This window comes from Rhizobium sp. LC145 (assembly GCF_001005825.1).
Lineage (GTDB): Bacteria > Pseudomonadota > Alphaproteobacteria > Rhizobiales > Rhizobiaceae > Neorhizobium.
This window is the reverse complement of the sequence record NZ_LBHV01000009.1, coordinates 62391-84383: the sequence shown is the minus strand read 5'-3', so window position 1 is coordinate 84383 and position 21993 is coordinate 62391. Positions and strand designations below refer to the sequence as shown.

The following is a 21993-nucleotide window of genomic DNA, read 5'->3' as shown; positions in this document are numbered from 1 at the left end:
GTCGCCGCCGTTTCCGACGCCGCCTGAGGTTAGGGGTTTCGCCGCCCGCCCACGGAGGCGAGCGGGCGGCGCGGGAGGTCAGGCCTTGAAGAAGGTCTCGGGATTGGCTGGTGCCGGCGTCGGATAGCCCCAGGAATTCGGCATGGTTTTCGCGACATTCACCATGTCGTTCTTGACCACACCGTAGCTGTCGCTTGGAAGGCAGATGCCGAATACGTAGAATTGGTCCGCCGCACTCTCGAGAATCTGCGCCATCAGCCGCTTCTGCTCTTCGGGATCGGGCGAGCCGAGAACCTGATCGTAGAGCGCCAGCGCCTCGCGAACCGGCTGCGGCGGCTCGACCGCACCTTTGGAGGACGGGTCGCGATACCAGAGTTGCCAACCCTTGGCATAGAGCGCCTCGGTGGTATTCGGCAGGAAGTAACGCGGGTCGAGGATGGCGGCAATTCCGCCATTTCCACCGAACCGGTGGGCCGTCGCATCGTATTCGATGCCTTGGCGCACCCGCACCTCCCAAAGCGAGCGATCCATCGTCCGCATCTGGACATCCACCCCGACCGCCTGGAACATCGGCAGAGCCAGCTGGAAAATATCAAGGAAGGTCGCGCGCGCCTGGTCGATCTCGAAAATCACCGTCACCCTTCGGCCGTTCTCGTCGAGCCTGAAGCCCTCACCGTCCTTGTTCGGCAGTATTGCATCCAGAAGCGCGTTGGCGGCGTCGGGATCGTATTGGGTATGTTGCGTTGCAAGCCGCTCATTGTAGAGCGGATCCTCCGGCCGGATCGCCGGCTGAGACACGGTTCCCTGCCCGATGAACACGGTGTCGATGATCGCCTGCCTGTCGAGCGACATGGAAAGTGCTGCGCGAAAATCCCTGTTGTTGAAAAGCTTCCGCTTTGCCTCGTCCGGATGGTTGAGGTTGAGCTGGAACACCATCTCGTTGGTTTCTGTGGAGTTCAGCGTATAGAAACCAAAGCCACCCTGCTGCTGCGCATCGTAAAGAACGGCCCGGTTGGCAGGAGTGGCGATATATTGGTCCATCAGGTCGATTTCACCCTGCATGGCCTTCAACAGAAGCACCTGCGGATCGGAGACCATCTGATAGACGATCCGGTCGAGATACGGCAGTTGATTGCCTTGCGGATCGACCTTCCAATAATACGGATTGCGCTCGGCAATCGCGCGGTCCGTGGTTTCGCCGGGCGCAACCGTCATCTTCCACGCATGGATCACCGGCCGCCTCGAATTCTGGAAGAACTCGTTGTCGACGACAAGGCCTGCCTCGCGCTGGAAAAGCTGGATCCAGCCCGAAGCGCCCTTGGCCTTGGCCTCTTCCTCGGCATTGGGATTATATTTCGCGTGGAACTGCTTCAGATAATGTTTCGGAGCGCGGGTCGTCTGATCGTCGTTTGCCCAGGCCAGACGCAGTGGAAACAAACCGTTGGGCTTTTCGAACAGGACCTTGAAGGTTACATCGTCCACCGCTTCGAAACGGGCACGCTTGCCCCCGGCCGTCAAATGGTTCTGCCCGACGTCGTTCAATCCCTCGTAGGAGAATACGTCCTCGTACCAGAACATGATGTCTTCGGTCGTGAACGGAGCGCCGTCCGACCATTTCATGCCCTTGCGCAGGCGGAAGGTGAATTCCGTCGCTTCCGCATTGCTTTCATAGTGCTCTGCAACGTTCGGCACCACGCCGGACCAATCGGGCGCATAGCGTAAAAGCGGCTCATAGGCCTGGTACCGGAACAGCATCGAAAGCGAGCCGCCGCCAACGATGGCGCTTTTCCAGTCTCCGCCATGCTTTCCGACCCTTTCCAGCGGCGTAACCACCATTGGATTGATCGGAAGACGATCGACGACCGGCGGAAGCTTACCCGCTTCAACAAGCGATTTCAGCGTATCCGGCTCCACGGGTTCGGCTGCAAAGCCATGAGACGGGAAGCAGGGCAACAAGGCGGCTGCGGTTCCCGCAGCCAGAAAATTACGACGAGTGAATTCGCGCATGGGTTCCTCCTCGACGAGGGTACGCGGCCATCCTCCTCATAAGACGCTTGCGTACCGGACTCGAAAACGGCGCTTTCGTTAGCTTCCTATTTCCGATAAAGTTAGCTTGCAGATATATTTTTGTTAGGTAAAGCGTTATGTTCAAACTTCGCCATCCTCTGTGGAAAGAGGGCTAAGCTGGGATTTCAGCGCCCGAGAATCCGCCCCGCAAAAAACCACCGCCGAGAAACCCTGATGACAAAAGTGACCTTGGAAATCATTGCCCGGCACACCGGGCTTTCGAAATTCGCCGTATCCCGATCGCTTTCGGGAAAGGATGGCGTCAGCGCCGAAACGAGGCGGAGGGTCGAAGCAGCAGCCCTGGAACTGGGATACAGGCGAAGCCGCTCGGCTGATCCGCAAAGCGAGATCGGCATCGTCTTCCATGATGTCGACATCATAAACAGCGAGCTGCGGCACATGATACAGGATGGTGTCCAGCGCGAAGCCCACCGCACCGGAAGACAAATTCGGCTGCAATGGACCCATGATGTGGAGCGCGTCGCCGAAATGGCCGAAACCAGCGCCGGGCTCATACTTGTCGGCCCGCATGAGAAGGCCACACTGGATATCGTAAGAGCGTCCGGCGTACCGGCGGTGCGCATGGGCTGGGTCGATCCCCTGGAGGCCGCCGACCATGTCGGGGGTACCGATCACGAGGCCGGTGCCGCGGTTGGGGATTATCTCATCGGCCTCGGCCACCGAAGCATCGCATTCATCCATGGAATGCCGGGCTACCGCGGTCGGCTGGAGCGATATTACGGCCTTCGGGAGCGCGTCGAGGCGCATGGCGGCATCGAGCTCAACCAGATGTGGTTCGACGAAAATGACGGGTTCGTCCCTGCGCTTCGAGATCTTCAAGCCAAAGGTGCGACGCCGACGGCGCTTTTCTGCGCCCATGATGGGTTGGCGCTCACCGCCGTCTCGGCATTGCTCGCTCTCGGCTACCGGATTCCGGAGGATATGTCGGTAGTCGGCTTCGGCGATTTTTCGGCGGCAACCCAGATTGCGCCCAATCTAACGACCGTGAAGGTGCACGGCGTGGAAATGGGAGAGGTCGCCCTGCGACTGCTCATCGAACGCATAAACGCCGAAAGCGAGTCCCTTCTGCCGGCCCGCCGGGTTCTGCTCGCCTCGACATTCGTCGAACGGCGCTCCTCCGGCCCCGCCCCCTCCAAGCCGAAACTGCTTTGACAGTCGCGGTTAGCGCATTCTCATGGATGCGCGATAGCTGTTACATGCATGACACATCCTGCGCCTAGAGCATTGCGCCGGATGAACATTAGCGAGATCGGATCTCATCATGACGGACTTTCCCGGCCTGACCATAACCCATTTGGGGCACCCGACCCGGCTGAAGTGGCATCGACTGCGCCGCAGCTTTTCCGATCCGCTGTTCGGCCGCCAAACCATGGCCGAAGGCTTCCGGCTCGGCGCCTCGATGGAGCTCGATCTGAGGGTCCGGGGCGACGGCGGTTTCGTGGTTCTCCACGATGAAGAACTCCAAGGCGAGACGACCGGGCACGGACTTGTCCGCATGGCCTCCGTATCCGAACTGCGCGGGTTGTGCATGATTGATGGCGGTCATGACCTGACACTGAGCGAGGACCTTGCGGCCATGCTCGATGCAGCGCATCCGGATGCATTGCTGCAATTCGATATGAAGGACGGTTTCGCCACGGTGAGCGAGAGCGGCATGGACCATATCGCAGACCATTTCCGCCATGCCGGATCGCAGATCATCATCAGCGCGGCGGACCTCGATCTCGTGCTCGCAGTGAAGGATCGCCTTCCCGGTCTCCGGCGCGGCATAGATCCGACCGACAAACTGGTGGAAATCTATCGCCACGAAGGACTGACGGCAGCCGAGCGCGAGCTTGTCGCGGATCTCGCCGGCCCCACCGAGCCGGATACGATCTATCTCGCCTGGCAGCTCGTTCTTCAGGCTGCTCGCGACGGGCTCGATCTCATCGGCCTCTGCCACGACCATGGTAAGCTCGTCGATGCCTGGACCTACAATCTGAAGAACCCGGAAACCGGATTCAGCGATGCGGAATGGCGCGAGTTTTCCGGGCTGATCGAGCTGAAACCGGACCAGATCACCACGGACGAAGCCCCCGCCACCGAACGCGCATGGAACAGTAAGCTGGCGGAAGCGGCCTAACCCGCCTCCTCCAAAAGGCCCTCCATCTCCATCAGGAAAGCGAATTCGGCTTCCAGCTGAGGAGCATAGGCGACCACCGGCCCGCCTCCTGTCAGAATTTCGGCAAGCGACGGAACCGCCACCTTCGCACCCGCCTCACGCGCGATCAGCACGCCGGCCAGCATGTCCCACACCGAAAGATGCCGCTCGTAATAGAGATCGGCGATGCCCTCCGCCACGCGAACGAGACCGATCGCCGCCGCCCCCATGCGCCTATAATCGATGCCGCGTTCGTAGAGCCGGCGGGAGATGGCAAGATAATCCTCGAACTCCGTGCGACGTGAGTGCCCCAAGATGGCGATCGCCTGTGTGGGATCGGTCGTCCTCGCGGCAGCGATCGGCACGCCTTCCTTGAAGGCGCCCTCGCCGCGGATCGCATGAAAAACACTGTCTTGCGCCGCGTCATAAATGACGCCGACCTGGATTTCGCCGTCCGAGACGAAGGCGATGGACACGCCCCAATGGCGGAAGCCGCGGATAAAATTGGTCGTGCCGTCGATCGGATCGACCACCCAGGTTCCGGCGTCGCCGGAGCGCCCTCCACCCTCTTCTCCCATGAAGGCATCCTCGGGAAAGGCCGCAAGCAAGGCGGAACGAATTGCCTCTTCGCTGCGGCGGTCCGCGATTGTCACAAAGTCCTGCGGGCCCTTGTTCTCCACCTCAAGCGTTCCGGGCATCGCCTCCCTGCGGAACCGCGCCACGTCCTTGCCGACCCGGCGCGCAACCGATACTGCGGTCTCGGCTCGCGCCCGAAGGGTCGAATTGTCGAACATGAAATCCATCTATGCGCTTCTTCGTTTGATGAGCGTGATCGGCGTGAACTCCACCCGTGCGACCGCCTCCGGTTCGGCGATCCGGCTGATCAGAAGATCGAGCGCCTGTTCCGCCTGCACTTCGCAAGGCTGCAGAAAAGTGGTGAGTTCATAGGCGCCCCAGCTCGCCTGGGGAATGTCGTCATGGCCGATGATGCGCACCGGCGGCGAGCCGCTTCGGTCGAGATCGCGCGCCAGCCGGTCCAACACCCCGCAGGCCATGTAGTCGTTGACGCAGAAGACGCCGTCGATTTCCATTTCCAGAATCCTCTCGGCCGCCTCGAAACCATCCCTGTAGCCGTTGATCGGGACCGGAACCAGCCGCGCCTCGATACCGAGCCCTGCGCAGCGCGCAAGGAAGGCTTCCGCCCGCCGCCGCGCGGAATAGGAGACGGCGGTGCCGGCCACGACCGCAAGCCGTTCGGCGCCCGCTTCGAGCAAATGATTGGTCGCCATCTGCCCCGCCATCCGGTCATCCGAAACAACCCGGTCGACGAAGGGGAAATCCTCTCCCTTGTTGATGAGCACGATCGGAACGCCTTCGGCGGCGCATTCCTCACAGATGTCGGAGGGCGGCGCATCGGAGGTGACGATGACACCCGAGACGGCGTAATGCAGCAACTGGCCGATTACGGCGGACGTATCCGCCTCCTTCGAGGTCGGCAGCAGCATGGGCCGGAAATTGCGCGCCAGAAGCGCCCGCGCCAGGTGCTCGATCTGCTGCATGCGAAAGGGATTGTCGAAGCCCGCCGCCACGAGACCGACGATATCGGAACGCTTGTTGGTGAGACTGCGCGCCAGATAATTCACCCGATAGCCGAGCTCCTTGGCCGCCTGGAAGACCTTTTCCCGCGTCTTGGGAGAAACGCTGGCATCTGGCGTGAAGGCGCGCGAAACAGCGGCGCGGGATACGCCCGCCGCACGCGCCACATCGAAGGAGGTAACCCGGCGCTGCTCCCGGATCGCGCCATTCGTCCCCTTCGCACGCATCAGGTCCGGCAGGTCGGTGCAGATGCCGAGAACCGGCAGCGCCATGATGTCCTTCAGCACCTCCGGCCGCTCCTCGTGCCAGAGCACCAGCTCCTTGCCATCGGCAAAAGCCCTTTCGATCAGTTCGCCGGTGACGAATTCCTGAGGCGTGTCGCTCGCCCTTTCCCAGCACAGATGCAGGATATCGGCGCCGGCCTCCTCGCCGAGCTCGTGCGGATCATGACCAACGCGGATCAGCACCGAGAGCGGATAGTCGCAGCCCATGTCCCGCAATTCGCGCACCTGCGCCACATCGAACGATCCGAGGCAGGCGAAGCGCTGCTCTACCTCCTTCAGGTGCCGCCAGCAGAGCGGGCCTGTGCTCGGCCGCTTCAGCTCCACATAGAGCCCGCAGCCCGTCTCACGGGCAAGCGCGGCAACCTCCTCGAAACTCGGCACGGCCGGCACGGCCGAGCGCAGCTCCGCGAATGTCATTTGCGAAATATGCAAATCCTTGCCGAAGACACGCTCCAGATGATCGTCGTGACAGACCACCACCACGCCGTCGGCCGTCATCTGGGTGTCGAGCTCCCACATCTCGGCGCCGAGCTCGGCCGCCTTGCGGAAAGCCGCGAGCGTGTTTTCCGTTATGTGGCCGCTCGCACCGCGATGACCGATGCAAAAGGGCAGCCTTCCCTTGTTTTCCGGCCAGCCAAAGCGCTCCATGAACACCGTGAAATCCCGCATGGTCAGAGCCTCCGGCCGTCTTCGGCAAAGACGAAGGCCGCCTTGCTGTCGAGGTTCCAGCGCACGTCGTCGCCCGGCTTCAGATCGCCGCGCACCGGCTGGATCGATCGCAGCACCGAGCCGTCCGCGAACATCACGTCATAGAGGTTTTCCCGGCCTTGCGTCTCCGCGAAGGAAATCCGTCCGGTGACCGGGACATCGCCCCCATTGCCGAAATGCTCCGGCCGCACGCCAAGCATCAGCGGCGTGCCGTCCGGCATGCCGGAAAGGGCCGCAAGCGGCAGTCTGATACTGCCATCGCCAAGCACGAATTCGCCCTGCTCCGCCGTGCCTTTCAGGAAGGAGATCGGCGGGTTGCCGAGGAAACCGGCGACGAAAGCCGTGCGCGGATCGTTATACATTTCGGACGGCGTGGCGATCTGGACGATCTCGCCCGCCTTCATGATGGCGATGCGGTCGCACATCGACATGGCTTCCACCTGGTCGTGGGTGACCAGTATGGCGGTGATGCCCGTCTCCTTCTGCAGCCGGCGGATTTCCGAGCGCATTTCGAGCCGCAGCTTGGCATCGAGATTGGCGAGCGGCTCATCAAGCAGCAGCACGTCCGGGCGGCGGATCAGCGCGCGGGCAAGCGCCACGCGTTGCTGCTGGCCGCCGGAAAGCTGCGATGGACGCCTGTCGAGCAGATTGTCGATATGGACGAGCGCGGCGATCTCCGCGACCCGCTTCCTGATCTCCGCGGTCGCCACCCGCCGAACCGTCAGGGGAAAGCCGATATTCTCGGCAGCCGTCATATGCGGATAGAGCGCATAGGATTGGAAGACGACGCCGACATTGCGCTCCTGGCTCGGCAAGTCGGTGACATCCTTGTTGCCGAAGAGAATGCGGCCGGAAGTCGGCCGATGGATGCCGCAGATCGAAAACAGCGTGGTGGACTTGCCGCAGCCGGAAGGGCCGAGCAAAGCCAGCATCTCTCCGGAGCCGACGTCGAGATCCATGTCCTCGATAACCTTGGTAGACCCGAAGCTTTTTGAAAACTTTTCGAGCAGGATACGCATCAGCCCTTGGTGCCTCCGCCGTAGATGTTCATGAGATGCTTCTGGAAGAAGACGTAGAGGATGAGGACCGGCACGACGTAGAAGACGCCAACGGCCTTGAAGGTCCCGAAATCGAAATTGTTGTCGTCGACGATCAGGCCTGCGAGATAGACCGACAGAACCTGCACCTGCGCCCCCGGCGCCAATACCTGCGGCAGGATGAATTCGCTCCAGCCGGTGAGGAAGGAGAAGAGGCCAAGCGCCATGATCGCCGGCTTGATCTGCGGCAGCACCAGCCTGCGCCACACCGTGAAGCGCGAAGCGCCGTCCACCAGGCCGGCCATCTCGATCTCCCAGGGGACGGTGTCGTAGAAACCCTTCATGAGCCAGATGCCGAGCGGCAGATCGATCGCCGCCTTGACCAGGATCACCCCGATCAGCGAATTGTAGAGCCCGATCCACTGCAGCACGACGAAGATCGCGATGATCAGCGTCACAGACGGGAAGGCGTGCAGCACCATGACGCCTGCGAGGAAGACGCCGCGCGCCGGCACGTTCAGGCGCGACAGCACATAGCCGGCCATCGAGGAAACGAGGAGGATGACCGCGGTGATGCTGCTGGCGAAGATGAAGGTGTTGAACGTCACGCGCCAGATGTTCGGCTTGCCCGTCTTGGTTTCCCAGAGGAAGCTCCAGTGGCGCAGCGTGAATTGGCTGGGGACCAGCGAACCTGCCTGAGAATCCGTGACAGTATCGATGAACAGATAGGCATACATCAGCAACAGTGGCAGGCTGATGAGCCCAAGCAGCAGGATCACCGGCAGGCTGGAAAAGTTCGCGGAGGTGCGGCGCTTTTGGGCCATCATCAATCCTCGATCAACGGCTTGGAGATCAGCGTGTCGTAGCGGAAGACGCGCAGGTAGATGAGGGAGAGGATCACACCGATCACCACCAGGACCAGCGCCATGGCGGCGCCAAGCCCGTATTCGAGATTGCCGGTATAGTTCTGGAGCGCGGTATGGTAGGCGGCGAGCGACCACACTTCGGTCGCCCGCCCCGGCCCGCCGCGGGTCGAAAGCAGGATTTCGTTGAAGGAAGCGAGCAGCGACAACGTCTGGTAACAGGTCACGAACAGGATCGGCCAGCGAAGCTGCGGCAGGATGATATAGCGGATCTGCTGCCAGCGGCTGGCACCATCCACCTCGCTTGCATGGAACTGCGCCTCGGGGATCGCCTTGATCGCCGAGGAGAAGACCAGCATGCCCATGGACGCGCCGATGAAGCCGTTGATCAGGATCACGAAGAACCAGGCGTTATAGGCACTGTCGAGCAGGTAGTTCTTGGGCGGATGGCCGAACTGGCCCATGAACATGGAGATGAAGCCGCTATCCCAGGTGAGCCATTTCCACATCAGCACGTAGATCACGACAGGCGTGATGCGCGGCAGGAGCCAGATGGCCCGGAAGATGGATGCGGTCGTCGCCGGCATGTAATGCGTCGTGACGGCGAGGAACAGCGCGTAGCCGACATTGAACAGAAGCAGCGTCACCGCGACATAGAAGGCGGTGTTGACAAAGACCTGGGCCATATCGGGAGAATTGCCGATGACCCGGAAATTATCGGTGGTCCAGACCCAGCCGGTATAGGTGGCTCTCGCCATTGCCTCCTGCTGCTCGGGCGTCAGCGTCACGCCGAGTTTTTTCAGCCCTTCCATCAGCGCTTCCCGGCTTTCAAAGCGGGTATTGATGACCGAGCGATTGAAGAAGTCCGAAATCTGCTTGGTCTGACGCGTCGATGGCCGCTCCTTGAGAGCCTTGATCATCCGCTCCGCCTCGCGCCGGGACGCATGAACCTCCCCCAGATGCTCCGTCCGCAACTCGGCGGCAATCGCCGAAGCAAGGCCGGCGGCCTCGACCGCGGCGATGCCTGCCTCGTCGATCACGAAACGCGGTTCGGAAATGGCGTCCGCGATCTCGGGCATTTCGGTGCGCAGCCGGTTCACCGCGCCCTGCGTGACCTGAAAGGCGCCACCGGAAATGCCCGTCGCGGTGCTCATATTGGTCATCGAGAAGACTCCGGTGAGAATGACCGGCATGAGGTAGAACAGCAGGATCATGATCGCCGCGGGCGCGATCATGACGAGGCCGAGCGTTCGCGATGTTCTCATGGAAAAAGCCCTGGAAGCAAAGCAGGCGGACGGCGGAGTAAGACGCCGCCCGCGGCCGGCGTCAGCGGATGATGATGGCGTCGCCGAGCGTCGACTTCAGTTCCGCCTCGGCATCGTTGACGGCAGCATCGACCGTCTTGGCGCCGGTCCAGCTTGCTTCGAAATTCTTCCACATGATCGTCCAGTATTTGCCGAAATCCGCATTGTTCGGCATGGCGTTGGCATGCGGCAGCAGGCGGGCGGTCGCCTCGCTCGCCCAGCGGTCGGCAGCATAGAGATCGACCTTCGTCTCGGCTTCCGAAATGCCGAGATGGGCGGACTTGATGGCGTGCAGCGCGTTGATGCGCGGTTCAGACGCGATCTTGACGAGATCGGCGGCGATCTGCGTCGTCTCCTCGTCGTGGCCGGCCATCAGGAGATAGGTCAGCGGGTGGGTGAGCGTATTGGCCTTGCCGCCCTCGCCCGCCGGGATCAGCGTGAACTGCACATTGCCGAAGAAGTCCTTAAGGCCTTCCTGGTTCACGAGGCGTGCATAGTGCCAGGTGCCGCCATGCCAGATGCCGGCCTTGCCGGACGCGACTTCCGCCCACCATTGATCGCCCGGCATGCCGATATGGTTCTTCTTGGTGACGCCGGCCGCGACGAGATCGACGAAATACTGATAGGTGCGGGCCATCGCGGCCTTGTCGAAGACGAGCTTGCCCTCCTCCTCCATCACGCCGCCAAAGGAAGTGTAGAACTGCCAATAGTCCGGGCCGTTGTTGGTGCGCGGATAAAAGCCGTAGCCCGCCTGGACGAGACCGGCATCCTGCATCTTCTTGGCGTCTTCCAGCACGTTCTTCAGCGAATATTCGCCGCTTTCGACCTTGGCCGGCAGGGCTTCGATATCGGCATCGCTGTAGCCGATCGCCTTCATGTGAGGCTTCCAGAAGAAGAACGGTCGGGATTCGGCGTCCTGCGGTATGCCGTAGACAGCGCCGTTGAAGGACGAGATCTCCATCAGGTTGGGATAGATGTCGCTGATCGGCCAGCTATCGAGATCGATATAGTCTTCGACCGGCACGATGAGACCCGCCTGTGCCCAGGGACCGATGTCTTCGTGGCCGGTGGCGACGATGTTCGGCGCCTTCTTGGCTTCGGCCGCAAGCGTCAGGGCCTGTTTGAACTCCTCCCAGCCCGAATAGGGCGTCTTCTGAACGGTGATATTCAGTTCTTCGCCACGCACGGCGGCTTCATGTTCGAGCAGGCCGGCGGCGATCTCGATCGCATCGACGCGGTAGTTGTCGTTCGGTCCGGAACCGCCCGACCAGACGGAAATGGTCACGTCCTTGGCAGACGCGAATGCGGCGGTCGAGGCCAACAGAACGGCCGCGAGCGTGACGGACTTGCATGTTGAAAGAACGGTCATAGCCAACCCCCGAGAAGAAAACGGTGTCTTCCGGGCCGCAAAGATCGGTCGTGCCGGGGCCGCGGAAGCGTTGAAAGGATCATCAACGAGGCTTGATTTACGGGCGCCGCATAACAGCCAAATGACAGAATGTACGCGTGTGCAATTTTCCTCAGAGGGAATTTCCGACAACACCGCGCCCCGATTTGCCTCCGGACAAGTGGCTGCAGAATTTAACCCGCGTCGAAACCGACTTAGAGAACCCGCTCTTTCCCGCCCTTCGCTGATTCAGTTGAATTCCGCCATTACTGACGCTATATAACGTCATAATAATTGGCAATCGAACATGGAGTGAGAGAAATGGGTCTCGCCCAATATGCAGACGACGGGCTCTTCGCGCCACGCAAGATTGCGGATGCTTTCCGGACGACAAGCGAGGAAATCGCCCGTACCACCGGGCTCGGCAAGGACGCTATCCAACGCAAGGACCGCATCCGCTCCGGCAAGACGCAACGGCGCCTGCGCGAGATGGTCGAGGTCGTCAACAAGGTCGAGCCGCGCTTCGGCTCTGCATTGATGGCCTATGCTTGGTACCGCTCCGAGCCCTTGCCCGGCTTCTCCGGCCAGACCGCCATGCAGCTGGTTCGCGATGGACGCGCTGACGAGGTCCTCGACTATATCGACGCGGTCGATGCCGGCGTTCATGCATAGCCCTGGCCGATGCGATATGAAGGAAAACTCTACCGGGCGCTGAACCCGGTCTATGCGCGGCAGCCGCTCTTAGGCCGTGGAGCGGAACTTTACGGCGGCCGGTTCAACCCCAAGGGAATGCCGGCGCTCTATACCTCCCTGTCGGTTCTTACAGCGTTGCGCGAAGCCAATCAGGTCGGCAATCTGCAGCCGACGACACTGGTCTCATATGAAGCTGTTTTCGAGCGCGTCTTCGACGGCCGCGACGAAGATGCCCTTCAGGCCGAAGGAATGGGTGCCGCCGCGATCTCAGACGCGACATGGCGCGATCAGATGAAATCAGGTGGCGAAGCCAGAACGCAGGGTTTTGCCAGACGGCTTGTCGCCGCCGGCTATCAAGGCCTGCTCGTCAGGAGTTTCGCTCCCGGCGCAACCAGAGAGGATCTGAACCTCGTTCTTTGGACCTGGGGTGAAAGTCTTCCCGCACTGCTCACCTTGATCGACGACGAGAACCGTCTCGGTCGGCCCGAATAGCCTCGAACGCACCGGAAAAGCCTCACCGGTCGCGCTAGCCTTCCTCATTAAACCGGTGTGCAACACCCAGCCTCCTGCCAGTGTGCCGGATCGGCAAACTTTAATGACAATTCGCTCGCGATCATATTTTTCTTTTCTCGTACATATTTAAAAGTTGACACGCGTAAACTTGATATTCTAATACTCCACCGCATTCGAGGTTGGGAGGGCCGCCTCGGGTGCAGAGTATCAAAGGCCCCGTGCCCATCTTTCCTGGGGAGGAAATATGTCCATTAAGAAAATCGCCGCTGCGCTCGCACTGTCCGCAGCATTTTCCATGTCCGCAGCCGCAGCCTATGCGGAAGGCATCGGCGCCTCGCTCCTGACGCAGCAGCATCCCTTCTATATCGAGCTCGCCAATGCGATGACGGCTGAAGCCAAGGCCAAGAACGTTCCGCTCGAGGTCTCAATCGCCAATCAGGATCTCAACAAGCAGCTCGCCGACGTCGAAGACTTCATTGTCAAGGGCGTCGATGTCATCATCATCTCGCCGGTCGACAGCCAGGGCGTCGTGGCCGCGATCGCCAAGGCCGAGAAGGCAGGCATCAAGGTCATCACCGTCGACGTGCCGGCCGCAGGCGTGAAGGTTACCTCGCATATCGGCACCGATAACTTCACCGGCGGCGTCAAGGCCGGCGAACTGATGGCCAAGGAGCTCGGCGATAAGGGCAATGTGGCGATCATCGACTATCCGACCGTCCAGTCCGTCGTGAACCGCATCGAAGGGTTCAAGAAGGCGATCGGCGAACATCCGGACGTCAAGATCGTCGCCCAGCAGACCGGCATCACCCGAGCCGAGGCACTCGCCGCCGCGCAGAACATGCTGCAGGCCAATCCCGACATCAACGGTATCTTCGGCTTCGGCGACGACGCCGCTCTTGCCGCAGCCGTCGCCGTCAAGGCAGCCGGACTGGAAGAGCAGGTCAAGGTCATCGGCTTCGATGGAATGGAAGAGGCGCGCAAGGCCGTCGACAGCAATCCGGTCATGGTCGGTGTGATCCAGCAGTTCCCCGATCAGATGGGCAAGACCGCCGTCGAGACTGCCGTCAAGGTCATTGCCGGCGAGGAAGTCCCCGCCGAGCAGCCGATCGTTCCGGGCGTCTATACCAAGAAATAACTTTCTCCCAAGACGGCTCGCCTACCGGCGATGACCGTTCGAAGCATGGCGGTCCCGCGTCCCAACCCGCGGGACCGCCGGCGAGGAATGAGAAGGAGGCCGCAATGGCTGCGCCCACCGCCGATACCATTCTCAAGATCACCGACATCTCCAAGACCTTCGGCCCCGTCGCGGCGCTCAAGAACATGCATCTCGACGTGCGCCGGGGGCGTGTTCACACGCTGCTTGGAGAAAACGGCGCCGGCAAGTCGACTCTGATGAAGATCCTGGCCGGCATCTACCAGCCGACGGAAGGCAGCATCAGCTTCGAAGGCAAGCCGTATCATCCGGCAAACCCGCAGGACGCCGCCGCTTTCGGGCTGACGATCGTCTTCCAGGAACTCAGCCTCTGCAACAACATGACGGTCGCCGAGAACATACTGGCGACCCGCGAACCGGCGACGGCCGGTTTCATCAACGACCGTAAGCTCAACGGCAGAGCTGCCGAAATCGTCCGCGAGCTCGGGCTGCCTATCTCGGTGGAAGCCAAGGTCGGCGATCTTTCGATCGCCCAGCGGCAGTTGGTCGAAATCGCCAAGGGGCTCAGCATCGAAGCCAAGATCGTCATCCTCGATGAGCCGACGTCTTCGTTGAGCGACAGCGAGGCGGAGATCCTGTTCGAGATCATCGCGCGCCTGAAAAAGCGCGGCGCAGCCGTCATCTACATCTCTCACCGCATGGAGGAGATCATGCGGCTGAGCGACGACATCACCGTCATGCGCGACGGAGAATACATCGCCACAAGAGAGCGCGACGACGTGACGATCGACGAGCTCATCTCCCTGATGGTCGGACGCAAGATGGAGGAAATCTACCCTCCCCGCATCTCGGCCGCGCCCGACATGGCGACTGCGCCCATTCTGTCCGTTGAGAACTTCCATCGCGATGATGAATTCGAGGAGGTTTCCTTCGAGGTCCGCCCGGGAGAAATCCTCGGATTTTTCGGCCTGATCGGTTCCGGCCGCTCCGAAATCATGAATGCGCTTTTCGGCATGCGCCAAGCGGCAGGCACTGTGCGTCTGAACGGTAAGCCCATCGTCCTCGATTCACCGGTGAAGGCAATCGAAAGCGGCTTCGGCTTCGTGACGGAAAACCGCAAGGAAGAGGGGCTCGTCCTCAGCCACAGCGTGGAAAACAACATCTCCATGGTGGCGCTGAAGGATTTCGCCTCGAAACTCGGCTTCCTGCGGCGCCGCGCCGAGCGGCAGGCTGCCGTTTCCGAAGTTGCCAGGCTTGCCATCAAGACCGGTTCGCTCGACACGCCGGCCGGGGCGCTTTCCGGCGGCAATCAACAGAAGATCGTGCTGGCCAAGTGGCTGCTCACCCGGCCCAAGGTGCTGATCCTCGACGAGCCCACCCGAGGCGTCGACGTCGGCGCCAAGTTCGAAATCTACAAAATCATCCGCCAGCTGGCGGCGGAGGGGACGGCCATCCTCCTCGTCTCGTCGGAACTGCCCGAAGTGCTCGGAATGAGCGACCGCATCGCGGTCATGCACGAAGGCAGACTTTCCGGCATCGCCGCGGGTGGTGACCTCAATCCCGAAAAGATCATGGCCCTTGCGACAGGTTTGACAGCATGAACCCGAACACGGCATCCAACGCGATGCTGCTGAAGATTTTCAAGCAGTATGGCGGCATCTTCCTCTCCCTCATCATCCTCTGCGTGATCTTCTCGGTCATGAACCCCCGTTTCATGTCGGTCGCAAACTTCATGAACGTGCTGCAGCAGGTCGCGGTCATCGCGATCGCTGCCTTCGGCATGACATGGGTGATCCTGCTCGGCGAGATCGACCTGTCGATCGGTTCGATCATCGCCGTTGCCGGCATGGTGGGAGCGCAATGCTTCGCCTTCGGCATGGGCTTTGCGCCGGCGCTTGTCCTGACGCTGCTTGCCGGTGCCTTCATGGGCCTGATCAATGGCGTGCTGACCGCCAAACTGCTTTTGCCGTCCTTCATCGTCACGGTCGCGACCATGGGTATCTATCGCGGCCTGGTCAGCTTGCCCACGAACGGCGCGCCGGCAATGATCATGGACGAGACCTGGACGGCGATCGGCACCGAAAGCTTCCTCGGCCTGCCGATCATCATCTGGATCGTCGTCCTTCTCTTCATCGCCAACCAGATCCTGCTCGGCAAGACGACGTTCGGGCGGCGGGCCTATCTCACCGGCGGCAACCGGGAGGCGGCACTTTATTCCGGCATCAAGGTGGACCGGTTGAAGATCACCATCTTCATGATTTCCGGCCTCATGGCCGCCGTCAGCGGCGTCCTGCTTTCCTCCCGCCTCTACTCGGCGCAGACGAATGCCGGCATGAGCTACGAGCTCGATGCGATCGCCGCTGCCGTACTCGGCGGCACCAGCCTTGCCGGCGGCGTCGGCACCATGGTGGGCACGCTCATCGGCGCGCTGATCATCGGCGTCATGAACAACGGCATGAACATGCTGTCGGTCCCGTATTTCTACCAGTTGATCGTCAAGGGCCTCGTGATCCTCGTCGCCGTCTGGCTGGACGTTCGCGCAAAACGCGCAAGGCAGTAGGCGACAGACAATGACCAAGATACTGACCATCGGCGAAATCCTCGTCGAGATCATCGCCACCGAGCGCGGCAACGGCTTCCGTTCGGCCACGCCCCTGATCGGCCCCTTCCCTTCCGGCGCGCCGGCAATCTTCGTCGACCAGGTCGGCAAGCTCGGGCACCCTTGCGCCATCATCTCGGCCGTCGGAGATGACGACTTCGGCCACGTCAATCTCGATCGGCTCACGGCCGATGGCGTGGACATCACCGGCATTGCCGTCGATCCGGACGGCACGACCGGCAGTGCCTTCGTCCGTTACCGGCAGGATGGCAGCCGCGCCTTCGTCTTCAACATCCGCCATAGCGCCTGCGGCAGGATAGAGATCACCGATGCGGCGGCGCAGCTGATCGACGAGGCCGGCCACCTGCATGTGATGGGCACCTCGCTTTACGCGCCAAGCGTCATCGACACAGTGCTTTGCGCGCTCCACTCCATCAAGAAGAAAGGCGGGACGGTCTCCTTCGATCCAAATCTCCGCCCCGAGATCCTCAACAGTCCGGGTATGCGAGAAGCGCTGCAGACGGTGATCGCCGAAACGGACATCTTCCTGCCGAGCGGCGAGGAACTCTTCCTGTTCAGCGAGGCGAAGACCGAGGATGCCGCAATCAAGGAGCTTCTGGGCAAGGGCATCAAGGCGATCGTACTGAAGCAGGGAGCTGCCGGTGCGACCTATCATGACGCCGAAAGCACGGTGCGGCTTGCGAGCATCCCCGTCGAGGAAGTGGACCCCACCGGGGCGGGCGACTGCTTCGGCGCCACCTTCGTCACCTTCTGGCTCGAGGGCGCGAGGCCGGAAGAGGCGCTTCGCTATGCGAACGCCGCCGGCGCGCTCGCCGTCACCAAAACAGGACCGATGGAGGGCGCATCCACGCGCGCCGAACTCCAAGCATTCCTTCAAGCTTAAGAGAACCAAGTCATTATGCAGCAGAACCATCTCCTCGACATTGCGACCTGGCGCAACCGCTCCGCCGGTTTCCGCGGCATACCGTCCATATGCTCGGCACATCCCTTCGTGATCGAGGCCGCCATGCTGCATGCGGCCAAGGCAGGCTCGCCGCTTCTCATCGAGGCGACCTGCAATCAGGTGAACCAGGACGGCGGCTATACAGGAATGACGCCCGCGCATTTCCATCGCTTCGTAAGCGAGATCGCGGCGAAGACCGGCTTTGCCATGGACCGGGTGATCCTCGGAGGCGACCATCTAGGACCCAATCCCTGGAAGTCCTTATCCGCTGCCGAGGCCATGGACAGGGCGGACGTCATGATCCGCGCCTATGCAAAGGCAGGCTTCACGAAACTCCACCTCGACACCAGCATGGGATGCGCCGGCGAACCGGTGGCACTTCCCGACGAGATCACGGCGGAACGCGCTGCCCGGCTTGCCGCCGCTGCCGAGGACGAGATCGGGAATACGACGACCACGAGGCCTGTCTATATCGTCGGAACCGAAGTGCCTATCCCCGGCGGCGCGATGGAGGAACTGGAGGTCCTGGAAGTGACCAGGCCCGAAGCTGCCATCGAGACGGTCAAGGTTCATGCGGAGGCCTTCGAAAGAGCCGGTGTGGGATCGGCCTTCGATCGCGTCGTCGGCGCCGTCGTCCAGCCGGGGGTCGAGTTCGGTAATCACAATGTCATCGCCTACAACCCCGAACAGGCGAAATCGCTCAGCGCATGCCTTAAAAAACTGCCGAACCTCGTCTTTGAAGCCCATTCCACCGATTACCAGACCCGAGCGGCCCTGAAGGCACTCGTTACCGATGGTTTCGCCATTCTCAAGGTCGGGCCCGGCCTGACCTTCGCCCTTCGCGAGGCGCTCTACGGTCTTGACCAGATCGCCGCTTTCCTCATGCCGGAAAGCCGCCGATCCACGCTGATGGCGGTCGCCGAAGCGGTCATGGTCGAAAACCCGGGCAACTGGAACAAGTACTATCACGGAAGCCCCGCCGAACAGCATCTGCAGCGGCATTACTCCTATAGCGACCGTATCCGCTATTATTGGCCGGAAGCTCGGATCTCAGAGGCCGTCTCGGCCTTGCTGTCGGTCCTTGGCGAAATTCCCATCCCGGAGACGATGATCAGCCAGCATCTCGGCGCGCTTTATCCCGGCGTTCGCGCCGGAAAGATCGCGCCGACCGCCAAGGGGCTCATCCTCGGCGCGATCGACCTCGTGCTCGAGGATTATTTCGAGGCGTGCCGCGCCTGACCGACCGGATCCGTCGGCCCGCGTTTCGCTTGACAGGCGCGGGCTTTCCAACGGAATTGAGGTTCAAGTTTTGGGGGAACGCGATTTGGAAAAGCCAATCAGGACGATGGAAGACTTCGCCGAATTCGTCGGTCTGTCGCGACCGACGATCTCGAAGTATTTCAACGACCCGAAATCGGTACGGGGCAAGACCCGCGACCTGATCGAAGTCGCTATCAAGCAATCCGGCTTCCGCCCGAATATCTTCGCCGTCAATCTTAACCGCCGGCGCACCAATATCCTCGGCATCATTATCCCGAATTCCACCGACCCTTTCTATATGGCGCTCACGCGCCGCATAGAACTGATCGCCAATGAAGCCGGTTTCCTGGCCTTCGTCCTGTCCTCTGATGGCAAACCCGAGATGGAGGATCGCGCCATCGAGACGTTCAAGTCCATGAATGTCGCCGGCGCGATCATCGCTCCACTAGGCGTCGATTCTCACAAGGATCGGCTGGCCGCACTCGGAGAAAGCATCCCGCTCGTCTATGTGGACTCGCCGCTGGACGGAACCTCCTATTTCGTCGGCACCGACAACAGGCAGAGCTTCCAATTGATCGTCGATTACCTGTGCCGTTCAGGCGAGCGGCCCTGCTATTTCGGGATGCCGACGGTCAACATGAACGCCCGCACACGCAAGCAGGCCTATCTGGACTCCATGGCCCAGCTCAACCTGGAACCGGTCACCATCGATCTTGATGAACAGAAGTCGTGGGATTTCGAGCGGTTCGGCTTCGAGCAGACGCAACGAATCCTGAAAGACGGCGGCTTTCCGACCCGCACGGTGCTTTGCGCCAATGATCGTGTCGCCTTCGGCGTAATCGCCGCTGCCTATCAAGCCGGTCTCAAGATAGGCCACGGCGCCGCTTGCGATCTCCGCGTCGCCGGCCACGACGACCACCCGCTTGCTCGCTATGCCTGCCCGCCGATAACCACCGTTGGGCAGAACTACAACGAGATCGGACGGCTGGCGATCGAGTTGTTGCTCCATAAGCTCGGCGAGATTGACAATCTCCCTCAGGGAGAACTCATGACGGGGCGGATTCTTCTCAAGGCCGAGCTACAACTCAGGCAGTCGGCCTGAAAGTGTCCTGCAGATACGGCAAACTATGCCCGGTCGCATCGCTTCCGCGCGTCCTGCTGAAGGACATCACCTTCCCCGCCGTTAGTCGTATGGGCACAAGCAAGCCAAAGGCTGCCCGGTTGCCGCGAAGCTTGCTTATAGCTTCAGCAGTGCGCGCGCATTCTCCTTGAGTATCAAAGGACGGACCTCGTCGCGGATATCGATCTTTTCGAAATCTGCGAGCCAACGATCCGGAGTGATGGCCGGCCAATCCGAGCCGAACAGCATCTTCTTCTTCAGAATCGTGTTGGCATACTGGACAAGGATCGGCGGAAAGTATTTCGGCGACCAGCCGGACATATCGATATAGACGTTGGGCTTGTGAGTAGCGACCGAGAGCGCCTCTTCCTGCCATGGAAAGGATGGATGAGCCAGGATGATGGGCATGTCGGGGAAATCGACCGCCACGTCGTCGAGATGGATGGGATTGGAAAACTTGAGCCGCATGCCCATGCCGCCCCGCAGCCCTGCACCCACCCCCGTCTGCCCGGTATGGAAGAGCGAGATGGCGCCTTCCTCCGCAATGGCTTCATAAAGCGGATAAGCCATCCGGTCATTCGGAAAAAAACCCTGCATGGTGGGATGGAATTTAAACCCTTTGACACCGAACTCTCTCACTAGGCGCCGAGCCTCGCGCGCACCTACCTTGCCCTTGGCGGGGTCGATCGAGGCGAAGGGGATCATGATGTCGCGGTTTTCGGCGGCGATCCTGGCCACCTCCTCGTTCTCGTAGCGACGAAACCCGGTTTCGCGTTCGGCATCCACGGGGAAGATGACGCAGCCGATCTTGCGTTCGCGGTAATAGGCTGCTGTCTCTTCGACCGTTGGCAGCATGCCTTTGTGACCCGCCGGATTCTTGAAATACGTCGCCATGCCGGCCTGGAAGTCGTCATAGCCGTCATCGCGTGGCCCGCAGCAGGGCTCCTCGGCATGGGTGTGGATATCGATCGCTACCAGTTCGTGGAGGTTCATAGGCCAGTTGCCTTGATGCCGATGAATTTCTTCAAGAGCCCGATGAGCCGCTCGCGCTCACTCGCCGAAAGATTTGCCCCAAGCGATTGCTCGTAAGCGAAGAACCATTGCGAGGCCGCCTCGACCGCCGCCCGCCCCTTGGTCGTCAGGGATAGCTCCACGGCACGGCGATCCGCGTCGGGAATACGCCGGGATACCAACTCCTGCTCCTCCAGCGCTCGGATGAGCTTGGTCATGTGCGCGCGCTTGATCATCAGCCGCTGGCCGAGCAGACTCTGGCGGATGCCTGGATTGCAGGAGATGACCCAAAGGACGGAAAATTCCCCAGGCTTTATGCGATGATCTCCTACCTGATCGAAAAACTGTTCGTAAACCTTGAGCTGAGCCATGCGAAGCAGGAAGCCTGGCGCATCTTCCAGCCGGCCGAGAGCCACTTCCTCCTTGGTGCGGACGGTCATATCCATGGAATTATCCTCAGGCTGAGCCCGGCGCCTTGACCCGCGCCACGCGCTTTTCGAGGAAGGCCCGCAGTCGCTCCTCCGCCTGCGGACTGGTCGCCGTGAAGGAGGCAATGAAAGATTCGACGAACAGGCCATCCTCCTTGGCCATGTCCTGGATCCGCGGCAACGCGTTGATGACCGCGTAGTTGGAAATCTCGGCGTTGCTTGCCGCAGCTTCCGCCAAACTATGTGCCTTTTCCCGCGCCTCGCCGGGATCCACGATATATTGCGCGAGATTCCATTGCTCTGCCTCGTCGGCGGAAACCACCCTTCCCGTCAGCATCATGTCCGTCATGCGGGCGACCCCGGTCAGACGTGCCACACGGACCGATCCGCCACCGCCGACGAAAATACCGCGCTGGCCTTCTGGAAGTGCAAAGAAAGCCGATCGATCGGCAACGCGAATATGAGTCGAGGCGGCAAGCTCCAGCCCGCCACCGATGACCGCACCGTGCAATGCGGATATCCAGGGGATGGCGCCATGCTCGATACCGGAAAAAACCGCATGCCAGCGGCGGGAGCCGCGCACGCCTTCCATCGGCGACTTTTTCACGTGCTCGGCAAGGTCGAGCCCAGCGCAGAAGTGCTCGCCATGGCCGAAGATCACCACGGCCTTTGCCTCACGCTCCGCCCGCGCGGCGGCTTCGGCAATCATCTCGACGAAACGGTCGTTGATTGCATTGCGCTTTGCGGTGCGATTAAGGCCGATATGCGCGATGTCGCCCCTCAACTCATAGGTGACGAAACCTTCCGCGCCGTCTGCCGCCATGCCCGATGATCTCCCGTTACGT

The 21993-nt window shown here is 61.1% G+C and carries 20 protein-coding genes and 1 pseudogene; 10 read left to right on the top strand and 11 right to left on the bottom strand.

The features are described 5' to 3' along the window. Positions 1-78 precede the first annotated feature (78 nt). The gene (locus YH62_RS22370; RefSeq protein ID WP_046796508.1) at positions 79-2007 is read right to left on the bottom strand and encodes an ABC transporter substrate-binding protein; all 1929 of its coding nucleotides are present in this window, start codon (positions 2005-2007) and stop codon (positions 79-81) included. A 234-nt stretch (positions 2008-2241) separates the two neighbouring features. Here YH62_RS22370 and YH62_RS22365 point away from each other — a divergent pair, with 234 nt between their 5' ends. After that, positions 2242-3240, top strand: coding sequence for a LacI family DNA-binding transcriptional regulator (locus YH62_RS22365; RefSeq protein ID WP_046796507.1), 999 nt, complete (start codon positions 2242-2244; stop codon positions 3238-3240). 109 nt (positions 3241-3349) lie between these two features. Further along, positions 3350-4210: a glycerophosphodiester phosphodiesterase family protein gene (locus tag YH62_RS22360; RefSeq protein WP_046796506.1), complete on the top strand. Its 861-nt coding sequence runs from the start codon at positions 3350-3352 to the stop codon at positions 4208-4210. On the opposite strand, the gene YH62_RS22355 is transcribed toward YH62_RS22360, so the two are convergent. From YH62_RS22355 to YH62_RS22325, 7 genes and pseudogenes are all read right to left on the bottom strand, one after another. Next, positions 4207-5031, bottom strand: coding sequence for an inositol monophosphatase family protein (locus YH62_RS22355; protein WP_046796505.1), 825 nt, complete (start codon positions 5029-5031; stop codon positions 4207-4209). The genes YH62_RS22360 and YH62_RS22355 overlap by 4 nt on opposite strands. After that, positions 5032-6051 carry a LacI family DNA-binding transcriptional regulator gene (locus YH62_RS22350; protein WP_046796634.1) on the bottom strand — a complete coding sequence of 340 codons (1020 nt, stop codon included), beginning with the start codon at positions 6049-6051 and terminating at the stop codon, positions 5032-5034. Further along, positions 6046-6777 (bottom strand): annotated as a pseudogene (locus YH62_RS30545) (glycerophosphodiester phosphodiesterase); the annotation flags it as partial. The gene YH62_RS22350 and the pseudogene YH62_RS30545, both read right to left, overlap by 6 nt. 2 nt (positions 6778-6779) lie before the next feature. After that, entirely contained in the window at positions 6780-7835 is a 1056-nt protein-coding gene (locus YH62_RS22340; protein ID WP_046796504.1) for an ABC transporter ATP-binding protein, read from the bottom strand. Beyond that, entirely contained in the window at positions 7835-8677 is an 843-nt protein-coding gene (locus YH62_RS22335) for a carbohydrate ABC transporter permease (RefSeq protein ID WP_046796503.1), read from the bottom strand. The genes YH62_RS22340 and YH62_RS22335 overlap by 1 nt, the downstream gene beginning before the upstream one ends. Before the next feature lie 2 nt (positions 8678-8679). Next, positions 8680-9981, bottom strand: a complete 1302-nt coding sequence (locus YH62_RS22330) for a sugar ABC transporter permease (protein WP_046796502.1) — start codon at positions 9979-9981, stop codon at positions 8680-8682. Positions 9982-10042: 61 nt separating this feature from the next. Next, on the bottom strand, positions 10043-11389 hold the full coding sequence (locus YH62_RS22325) for an extracellular solute-binding protein (protein ID WP_046796501.1): 1347 nt from the start codon (positions 11387-11389) through the stop codon (positions 10043-10045). 339 nt (positions 11390-11728) lie between these two features. Between YH62_RS22325 and YH62_RS22320 the strand changes: the two genes are divergently transcribed. The 8 genes from YH62_RS22320 to YH62_RS22285 all read left to right on the top strand — a co-directional run bounded on the left by YH62_RS22320 (position 11729) and on the right by YH62_RS22285 (position 19691). Then, on the top strand, positions 11729-12079 hold the full coding sequence (locus YH62_RS22320; RefSeq protein WP_046796500.1) for an MbcA/ParS/Xre antitoxin family protein: 351 nt from the start codon (positions 11729-11731) through the stop codon (positions 12077-12079). Positions 12080-12088: 9 nt separating this feature from the next. Then, positions 12089-12592: an RES domain-containing protein gene (locus YH62_RS22315; protein ID WP_046796499.1), complete on the top strand. Its 504-nt coding sequence runs from the start codon at positions 12089-12091 to the stop codon at positions 12590-12592. A gap of 265 nt (positions 12593-12857) precedes the next feature. Then, positions 12858-13748 (top strand): substrate-binding domain-containing protein, encoded by an 891-nt coding sequence (locus tag YH62_RS22310; protein ID WP_046796498.1) that lies wholly within the window; start codon positions 12858-12860, stop codon positions 13746-13748. A 104-nt stretch (positions 13749-13852) separates the two neighbouring features. After that, positions 13853-15367 (top strand): sugar ABC transporter ATP-binding protein, encoded by a 1515-nt coding sequence (locus YH62_RS22305; RefSeq protein ID WP_046796497.1) that lies wholly within the window; start codon positions 13853-13855, stop codon positions 15365-15367. Next, positions 15364-16326, top strand: coding sequence for an ABC transporter permease (locus YH62_RS22300; RefSeq protein WP_046796496.1), 963 nt, complete (start codon positions 15364-15366; stop codon positions 16324-16326). The genes YH62_RS22305 and YH62_RS22300 overlap by 4 nt, the downstream gene beginning before the upstream one ends. A 10-nt stretch (positions 16327-16336) precedes the next feature. Further along, complete coding sequence (locus YH62_RS22295) at positions 16337-17269, top strand: sugar kinase (RefSeq protein WP_046796495.1); 933 nt, start codon at positions 16337-16339, stop codon at positions 17267-17269. Between the two features lie 15 nt (positions 17270-17284). After that, complete coding sequence (locus YH62_RS22290) at positions 17285-18568, top strand: D-tagatose-bisphosphate aldolase, class II, non-catalytic subunit (protein ID WP_046796494.1); 1284 nt, start codon at positions 17285-17287, stop codon at positions 18566-18568. Positions 18569-18674: 106 nt separating this feature from the next. Continuing rightward, the gene (locus tag YH62_RS22285) at positions 18675-19691 is read left to right on the top strand and encodes a LacI family DNA-binding transcriptional regulator (protein WP_046796493.1); all 1017 of its coding nucleotides are present in this window, start codon (positions 18675-18677) and stop codon (positions 19689-19691) included. A 135-nt stretch (positions 19692-19826) separates the two neighbouring features. On the opposite strand, the gene YH62_RS22280 is transcribed toward YH62_RS22285, so the two are convergent. The 3 genes from YH62_RS22280 to YH62_RS22270 are packed head-to-tail and all read right to left on the bottom strand — an operon-like array spanning position 19827 to position 21971. After that, positions 19827-20702 (bottom strand): amidohydrolase family protein, encoded by an 876-nt coding sequence (locus YH62_RS22280; RefSeq protein WP_046796492.1) that lies wholly within the window; start codon positions 20700-20702, stop codon positions 19827-19829. Next, on the bottom strand, positions 20699-21166 hold the full coding sequence (locus YH62_RS22275) for a MarR family transcriptional regulator (protein WP_046796491.1): 468 nt from the start codon (positions 21164-21166) through the stop codon (positions 20699-20701). Before YH62_RS22275 ends, YH62_RS22280 begins: the two co-directional genes overlap by 4 nt. 10 nt (positions 21167-21176) lie before the next feature. Then, a complete protein-coding gene (locus tag YH62_RS22270) occupies positions 21177-21971 on the bottom strand; it encodes a crotonase/enoyl-CoA hydratase family protein (RefSeq protein ID WP_046796490.1) in 795 nt (264 codons plus the stop codon). Positions 21972-21993: the final 22 nt, after the last annotated feature.